Raw genomic sequence first — 5,718 nt, forward strand, 5'->3', positions numbered from 1 at the left:
AGCCAGCAATGAAGCCAAACAACTTTACATTTTTATAAAGTTCAGAAACGTGAAATTCGTGTTCTGTTCTTTCGTCTAGGTCAAATAGTTTGATTTTATCAAAGTCAGAAACTAAAATGTATTTTGGTAATTCGTGTTCTTTCAGTCCAGGGAAGTAATCTGTCGCTTGTTCAAAAGCTTTATCTAAATTTCTACCTTTTGATTTATGTTCAACTAGCAGAGTTCCTTTCCAAAATAGGTCGATAAAGCCTTGATTTCCACTTAATTTTTTAACAGGCTCTTCAAATGTCGCAACTCGTCTTCGAGATATACCAAAAACATTAAAAAAGTCATTCCAAAAACTATCTTTTTCAGCGCGTTCTTTTGTTTCATCCGCCCATTCATTTGAGAACTTTAAAGCTCTATCTTTTATCTCGTTCCAGCTTAATGCCATTCAGTTATTTTGTTTTTCGTTTTGTTTGATTCTCAATTTTTGTTTTTTCGGCATTGGGCACAACGGACTTGTGTATGAAAAGTAGGCGATTTCGAAGTACTTCATTTTCGGTTAAGCACAAAGTTTGATGCAAGCTAAAGGACTTGAATTTACTGCTTTTTTGCCTATTTTTTATATACATTGTTGTGTTTTCGTACTTTTTTTCGTTCTGTTTGTAGCGTTGGCAGAGACATACTCTTTTGCAATTTTTGAAGTTGCGTTGGCTGGTGCGAATTGCAAATGTGTATGGCTTTTAGCGTTGGCTTCTTCAGCACTATTTTCCATTTTCAGAAGATTGCTCAACGAATTAGAAATATGCCACATTAAGACTGGTGGTACAGCGTTTCCAATTGCTCGATATTGTCTATTATCCGAAACACAATCTAAAATAAATTCTTCTGGAAAAGATTGAATATTTGAAGCTTCTCTAGGTGTAAATCGTCTATATCTCCCTTTTATTTTTAAAACTGGGTCTGTACTATTTAAACTAACTTTTGCTAAATGCGAACTAATAGTGTTACAGGGCTGTTCAGGGTCTTGGTCACGACCTTTATTCATTTTCTCTCTAACTCGCATCATACCTTGCACAGCTCTTTCGCTAAAAAACCATTTCTCTTCTTTATTTGCTTTTAAGTCAATTACTTCTTTCAATTTAACTTTAGAGCCATTCAAAGTTGTTGGTTTAGGAAATTGAAAATAAGCGAAATCTTCATAGTTTTTAAATCCTACTATAAAAACACGCTCTCTTTTTTGAGGTATTCCATACTCAGACGCATTGAATAATTGATGTTTTACATAGTACCCCGCTTTTTCAAATTCTTTCACAATCATAGGGAAGGCTTTTTTCTTATTTGCAGAAAGTAGTCCTTTTACGTTTTCTGCAATAAAAAATCTTGGTTGTTTTTCTTTCAAAACATTAACCATTTCAAAAAACAGCTTTCCACGGTCATCTTTATATCCAAGTCGTGGTGGATTTTGGGCACTTATTGAAAAAGATTGACAAGGAAAACCACCTAAAAGAATATCGTGCTCTGGAAGCTTTTCAATTTCCAAATCTCTGACATCTCTAGTTTCACATTGATTTTTGAAATTACTGTTATATATTTTAGTTGCATAAGGGTCATTGTCTACTGCATAGACTACCTCAAAAGGTAAAGACTTATAGGCTTTATTAAGAAACTTAAAGTTTCCTTCAATCCCTAAATCCATACCACCACAACCGCTAAATAGCGAAATTGCTTTTAGTTTTGTATTTCTAATAATGTTTGCCATTTTCCTGCGTTTTGTGAAAATTCAACAACTAAATTTTTGTCCACTTTAATATTACCTTGCTTATATTGTTCAACTGGATTTTGAATAATAAAAATATTTTTTCCGCTATCATTTGCAACTAAATAATAAATGAAATAATTATTACCTATCGTGTCTGCGGTGTCCCATTCATTAGGTGTAAGTTTAAATCTATTGTTTTTTAATGCCTTGCGAGATTTAGTTGTCTTGACTTCAATATATCTTTTCCTTTTCTCTATTTCAACACTTTGAATATCATAACCAACTCCCAAAGGTGTTGGGATTTTATTTATTAAATGTTGCCTTTTTGTTTCCTTTGTTCTTAAATACTCGTGAGCAAGTATTAAACTTTCTCCATAATCTCCAATTATTTTTGTAGGGACTGTTTTATCTCCTTTAATTCGAGAATAGTATTCTTGAATAATACTTGAAATACTTTCGGATTCAGATGCACTCAGTGAAGGTGCAAAAGCTTCTATATTATCAAAACTATTTGCATAAGAGAACCAATCCTGTTCTAAATCAGCTATTTCGGAATTAGTTATTTCTTCCTTGTTATAGAATTTATCATAACCCGAATACCATTCGGAATTTCTTAAATGATAATTAATCGCATCTTTATTTTCATCATTCAAGTAATAATAATAGCCTGTTCCTTTGTCATTTAATAGATTGGCTAAAACCATATAATCTAAAATATCTCCTGCATATCTGTGTAAATCTCCTTTTGAGGGATAATTGCCTGTTTTAGGATTTTTTAGCTGTTCATATTTATGATTGTATGATACTTTTTCTGCTCTATGTTTTAGTATCAATTCTGCGACTTCTCTTGGATGCTTTCCATCTCTTGTTACCCTTAAATCAAAATACGCACATTGAGTTAATTCTTCTGCCGTAAAACTAAATGGTTTTTCAATTAATTTTTCTCCCTCAAGCAATAGCTGTAAAATAAAATTGCAAGGTTTGAATTTTACACCTGCATCAATCTGTTTAATTACATTTTGAGATTTTATATGACCTCCTGGATATTGAAATGAGAATAAAAAGTAGTTGAAAAATTCATCTAAATATTGGTTGTTAGATAATCTTATTGCACTCAGACTAGGTTTTGTTAAGCCCTCTTTTTCTTGAATGAAAGCAAATAAGGCTGATATTTCTGTTCTCCAATTGTCTATTGTTTTTTGGGTAGAAGAAGCATTGTTTTTAAAACCAAATAGAACGTGATTTAGCTTTTCTTTAAACTCTTGTTTGGGTAATATTTCCATTTCAGAGATAGAAGTTGATACATACAATAATACCTCTTCAACATCATTTTTAAAACGAGGTCTTACGTGATGAAGTCTAAAAAAATATTCATCTGGAATCTGATATGACTTAACTATACTCATAAATAATTTTTGATTGTTTCAGCTAAAACCTTTGCCAAAACTGGTGGCACTGCATTTCCAACTTGTTTATATTGACTTGTTTTACTGCATTGAAATATAAAATCATCTGGAAATGACTGTATTCTTGCACTTTCTCTTACTGTTGGAACTCTATTAAATTCGTAATGAAAATGATGTCTATGTCCTGTATCGATTGTAAAACTAGGTTTCTGGCTGTTAAGTCTTGTCCAAGCTATATTAACCTTTCTTGTTTCGTGTAATTCTTTTGGCAAATTTTTATAATTACCGCCATCTGGAACCATTGCTATTATTTCAATTGTTTTCTCTTTATGTTCGGTAATTTGATGATTGAATATAAACTTATTACCATTTCGCATTTGTTTTTGAAATGAACTTTTATACTTATCCAAATAAGGTGTTCCATCATTAACTGTATGTTCAGTTAAATCTGAAATTGCTTCTTCTGAAGTTATTTTATTATTTGGTGTTGTTGGAATTGGGAACTTAAATTCTGAACCATTTTTTAAACCTACGAAAAAAGCTCTTTTTCTATTTTGAGGCACACCATAATCCGAAGCCAATAATATTTGATGTGAAACTTTATACCCAAGATTTTCAAAATCCTTTATTATTTGATTTCTAATAACTCCATTACCCATTGACATAATGTTAGGGACATTTTCCATTAGAAAAGCTTTAGGCTTGAAATGTTCTACAAAATTTACAAATGTTTTGTAAAGTTGATTTCTTTCATCTTCTATTATTCTTTTTCCAGCAATAGAAAAACCTTGACAAGGTGGACCTCCGATTATGACGTCCACTTCATCAATTTTTTCATTTTCCGAAACAGTAACTGGATTCAGTTCGAGTAAATCCGCTACAATTCCCTTAGAGTCTTTATGATTAAAATTAAATGTTTCTATTGCATCTTTCCATTTGTCAATACCCAAAGGTATTTTATATCCTGCATCAATAAAGCCTTGTGACAATCCACCACAACCACAAAAAAGGTCTATTACAGTATTTTTTTCACTCATTTTCAAAATTCAATTTTCCTTGTTTGGTATTAGTGTTTTTTATATAGTTAGCCGTGTCTTCTGCGACACTAAAAATAGATTCAGAGCATTTGTATTTAAAAGCTTCTCGTGCAAATTTGTCAGCGAAAAACAAGTCAGTTACTCTTTGTAAATCGAGATTTAACAATTTCGATAATGATTTAAGTTTTGACTTACTAAATTTTTGAGTTCCGTTTTCAATTCGACTGATTGCACTAGAATTTATACCGATTTTTGCTCCAAATTCAGTTTGAGTCCATTCTCTCTTTTCCCTTTCGGTTTTTATGAAATGTCCAAAACTTGCCATTTTTCTGATTTTATCAATTTAGGATTTGACCTATTTTTAGCAAATGTAATATTAAATTGCGATTATTGTGTCAAGTTGAAGAAAGTTTTTTTTGGGTGGCGGTGGGGAAGGGTAAGCTCTTTTGGTTTTTCAGCGGAGGCCATGAGGGTTGAAAAAAACCGAATGTGCTTGACCGTGCGGTGGCTTTTTCTGTATGAAACACAACGTCTCGTATAAGAAACGTAGGGCAGTTGATAAGCGATACATTTCGGACTGGTACTAAGCCAAATATAAATATTTTGCTTTTATCTTTTTTCTTGTAAACGCCAAATTTTATATTTGGTGACTTTGCAAACAAACACAGACCTTTCAGTTTAGTACAAACGCCCTATGTTTTTTATACTTTGTTAGCAAAAGTTTACATCAATAAATAGGAGTAGTCATCTAACATATTTCTTATTTCAGTATAGTTTTTACCTGTTGTGTTAGTTTTGATATCAAACCTTTTATAGCTTTCCACAAAATAAAAGGTTAAATCACCCTCTAATTTTTTAAAACACTCTGATGAAACTTTTCTGAAGAGCTCAAATTCTTCGGGTGTTTCTTCATTAGGTAAAAAACCATCAAATCTTAGTATAGCCATTTTTTAGAATTTTTCTTTTATGTTAGGTTTTGATAAACTTATTATGTAATTAAAAGCCTTAATAAATCTTTCATTCAAATTTTCTTCATCAATTGATTTCTTTACATTTATATAGAAATCATTTTTTTCTTCCTCTGTTTTTTTATTTTGACCCCATAAATAATTAGTTTCATTACTTTTTATAGAATGCTTACCATTTATTGTTTTTAGATCTATAATATATCCTCTTTCGTTTTCTTTACTCCATTCACCACCTCTTGTTCGTAAATAAGAGATTTCTTGTAAATCTTTCAATGGGATTTTAATTACAGATTTGCTATAAAGTTTATCAGATGGCCAATATTGTGTTTCATTAATAATTAGAAAGTAGATAAAATCATTTTTCTTGTATTCTAATGAGTATTCACATTTTAAATCAGGACCATTAAATTGGTATTTTTGTATTTTGCTATCAAGCCATAATATTGTCTCAAATATTTCTGTATCTCTATCTATTTTTTTTTCTTGGCATAAGGCAATAAATGTTACAAAGGTAAATGTTATAAATAATGTTATTTTTCTATAATTCATCATTGGTTATTAAC

The 5,718-nt window shown here is 30.9% G+C and carries 7 protein-coding genes; all 7 read right to left on the reverse strand.

Annotated elements, in window-relative coordinates; all coding sequences use genetic code 11:
- On the reverse strand, positions 1–433 hold a 433-nt coding region (locus tag GMC_RS19155; RefSeq protein ID WP_010521190.1), incomplete at its 3' end, for a type IIL restriction-modification enzyme MmeI.
- A gap of 171 nt (positions 434–604) precedes the next feature.
- Positions 605–1,744 (reverse strand): DNA cytosine methyltransferase, encoded by a 1,140-nt coding sequence (locus GMC_RS0105480; protein WP_010521191.1) that lies wholly within the window; start codon positions 1,742–1,744, stop codon positions 605–607.
- On the reverse strand, positions 1,714–3,150 hold the full coding sequence (locus GMC_RS0105485; RefSeq protein ID WP_010521192.1) for a protein NO VEIN domain-containing protein: 1,437 nt from the start codon (positions 3,148–3,150) through the stop codon (positions 1,714–1,716). The genes GMC_RS0105480 and GMC_RS0105485 overlap by 31 nt, the downstream gene beginning before the upstream one ends.
- The gene (locus tag GMC_RS0105490) at positions 3,147–4,187 is read right to left on the reverse strand and encodes a DNA cytosine methyltransferase (protein WP_010521193.1); all 1,041 of its coding nucleotides are present in this window, start codon (positions 4,185–4,187) and stop codon (positions 3,147–3,149) included. Before GMC_RS0105490 ends, GMC_RS0105485 begins: the two co-directional genes overlap by 4 nt.
- On the reverse strand, positions 4,180–4,512 hold the full coding sequence (locus GMC_RS0105495) for a helix-turn-helix domain-containing protein (protein ID WP_010521194.1): 333 nt from the start codon (positions 4,510–4,512) through the stop codon (positions 4,180–4,182). The genes GMC_RS0105490 and GMC_RS0105495 overlap by 8 nt, the downstream gene beginning before the upstream one ends.
- A 397-nt stretch (positions 4,513–4,909) precedes the next feature.
- The gene (locus GMC_RS0105500; protein ID WP_010521195.1) at positions 4,910–5,134 is read right to left on the reverse strand and encodes a hypothetical protein; all 225 of its coding nucleotides are present in this window, start codon (positions 5,132–5,134) and stop codon (positions 4,910–4,912) included.
- Between the two features lie 3 nt (positions 5,135–5,137).
- Positions 5,138–5,707: a hypothetical protein gene (locus GMC_RS0105505; protein WP_010521196.1), complete on the reverse strand. Its 570-nt coding sequence runs from the start codon at positions 5,705–5,707 to the stop codon at positions 5,138–5,140.
- Positions 5,708–5,718: the final 11 nt, after the last annotated feature.

The organism is Aquimarina agarivorans (genome assembly GCF_000218485.1).
Taxonomy (GTDB): Bacteria; Bacteroidota; Bacteroidia; order Flavobacteriales; family Flavobacteriaceae; genus Aquimarina; species Aquimarina agarivorans.